At 68.7% G+C, this 2,234-nt stretch carries 2 protein-coding genes and 1 pseudogene; 1 reads left to right on the top strand and 2 read right to left on the bottom strand.

Annotated elements, in window-relative coordinates; translation table 11 throughout:
- Window positions 1–136: 136 nt before the first annotated feature.
- Window positions 137–679: an FKBP-type peptidyl-prolyl cis-trans isomerase gene (locus tag RT567_RS16060; RefSeq protein WP_409516187.1), complete on the bottom strand. Its 543-nt coding sequence runs from the start codon at window positions 677–679 to the stop codon at window positions 137–139.
- Window positions 660–1,862 carry a threonine ammonia-lyase gene (locus tag RT567_RS16055; protein ID WP_313577213.1) on the bottom strand — a complete coding sequence of 401 codons (1,203 nt, stop codon included), beginning with the start codon at window positions 1,860–1,862 and terminating at the stop codon, window positions 660–662. Before RT567_RS16055 ends, RT567_RS16060 begins: the two co-directional genes overlap by 20 nt.
- Before the next feature lie 149 nt (window positions 1,863–2,011).
- Between RT567_RS16055 and RT567_RS16050 the strand changes: the two are divergent.
- A pseudogene (locus RT567_RS16050) lies at window positions 2,012–2,234 on the top strand (hypothetical protein); the annotation flags it as partial.

The raw sequence follows: 2,234 nt of genomic DNA, 5'->3' as shown, positions 1-2,234 counted from the left end.
CGGGGCGGCCGTCTGGGCGCTGTCACGTCTGGCGCCGGGGCGGTTCGAGGCCGAACGCGCCGGGCGATTGGCGCAAGAAACGGACGAAGACGTCAAACAGGAATGGTCCTTCTCCCCTTGAGGGAGAAGGAAGCGGTCAGCCCGTCGCCTGGCCCACGCCGCGGCCGCCGCCGGGCACGGGGGCCACGTCCAGCAGCTTCAGCCGGAACACCAGCACGGCGTTGCCGGGGATCATCGGCGGGCCGCCCATCTCGCCGTAGCCCAGCTCGGGCGGCAGGAAGAGAATCCACTCGTCACCGGGCTTCATCAGTTGCAGGGCCTCGGTCCAGCCGGGCACCACGCCCTCGGGCGAGAAGACTGCCGGGGCGCCGCGCTTGAACGAACTGTCGAACACCGTGCCGTCCGTCAACGTGCCCTCATAGTCGACCTTGACCAGATCGTTGCGGTCAGGCTGGACGCCGCCCACTGGGCCGGAGGCCACGACCTTGTACTGCAGGCCCGACGGCAGGGTCTGCACGCCCTCTTCCAAGGCGTTCTGCTTCATGAAGGCGGCGGATTCCGCCGCGTTCTTCGCCAGGTCTTCGGGCGCCGCAGCCGGACGGCCGCAAGCGGCGAGGGCCAGAAGGACGGTCGCGGCCATGGCGGCGCCGAGGGGGCGCTTAGCCCATGCGAAGTTCATAACCCTGGTCCTTCAAGGCGGCGCCGATTTCCTCGGCATGACGGGCGTCGCGGGTCTCGACCATGATGTCGAACTCGGCGCCCTTGGCGGGCACGTCCAGCGCCAGCCGGTTGTGCACCACGTCGATGATGTTGCCGCCCAGTCCGCCGATGACGGCGGCCATGGCCGACAGCATCCCAGGGCGGTCGTCGCCCAGGATGCGATAAACGATCAGCCGCTTCTCGCGGACCATTTCGCGGTTCAACACCACGGCCAGCATCCGGGCGTCGATATTGCCGCCGGTCAACTCGACGCCGATCTTCATGCCCTTGAAGCGTTCGGGATTGGCCAGGATGGCGGCCAGACCGCCGGCGCCGGCGCCCTCGGCCACCGTCTTCTCCAGCGTCGCTAGCAGGGCCACGCCCTTTTCGAAATCAGCTTCTTCGCAGACGAAGACCTCGTCGATCAGGCTGTCGGCCAGGGCGAAGGGAATCTCGCCCACGGCCTTGATGGCGATGCCCTCGGCGATCGTCTGCCCGCTGCACTTGGCCGGTTCGCCGCGACGCCGCGCCGTGAAGGACGGATAGCGCGCCGCTTCGACGCCGAAGATCTTGATGCCCGGCTTCATCGCCTTGGCGGCGATGGCGCTGCCCGCGATCAGGCCGCCGCCGCCGATGGGGATGATGAGGGCGTCCAGGTCCGGCGCGTCCTCCAGGAATTCCAGGCCGCAGACGCCCTGCCCCGCGACGATGCCTTCATCGTCGAAGGCCGAGACGAAAACATAGCCGTGCTCGACCTGAAGCCGCTTGGCCTCCTCGGTCGAGCCGGAGAAGTCGAGACCGTGGATGACGACGTTGGCGCCGTGGGCGCGGGTGCCGTCCACCTTCACGAAGGGGGTGCCCTCGGGCATGACGATGGTCACGGGCACGCCCAGACGGCCGCCGTGATAGGCCAGGGCCTGGGCGTGGTTGCCCGCCGAGGCGGCGACGACGCCGCGTTTCTTCTCGTCCGGCGTCAGCTGCAGCAGCCGGTTCAGGGCGCCGCGCTCTTTGAAGCTGCCGGTGAAGTGCAGATTGTCGAACTTGATCCAGATCTCCGCCCCGGTCAGTTGCGACAGGCGGCGGGAGTAGCGGACGGGCGTGCGGTCGACCTGACCGGCGATGCGTTTTTGCGCCTCGCGGATGTCGTCGATGGTGACGGTCATGAAGTCCCTGATTTTGTTTACGGCCGGCCTCTTTCGTCCGGTCTACGGTTCCCTTGTGGAACAGGGCGCGACGGCGAGCAACCTTGACTCGCCCCGCCCTGCGAGGTCATGCCGGGCCGACGCCTGAACTGAAACCGGGAGCCGCCCTCATGACCACCTTCTCGCGCTCGCCCGCCCGCCTCAAGGGGCTGGCCGCCCTCGTGATCGGCGGTCTGGCTCTTTCCGCCTGCGCCACGACCCCGATGGGGGGCAGCGTCGTCGGGCCCGCCGTCTTCAACGCCGACGACTTCGCCTGGTCGACCCGCGCAGGCCAGGCCTCGATCGAGGGCCGCGTGGCCTTCGCCCAGGACGGTCGCGCCTTCCAGTGCGCCG

The sequence above is a fragment of the Brevundimonas sp. genome, assembly GCF_032107865.1.
GTDB lineage: Bacteria > Pseudomonadota > Alphaproteobacteria > Caulobacterales > Caulobacteraceae > Brevundimonas.
This window is presented reverse-complemented; position numbering and strand designations above follow the sequence as displayed.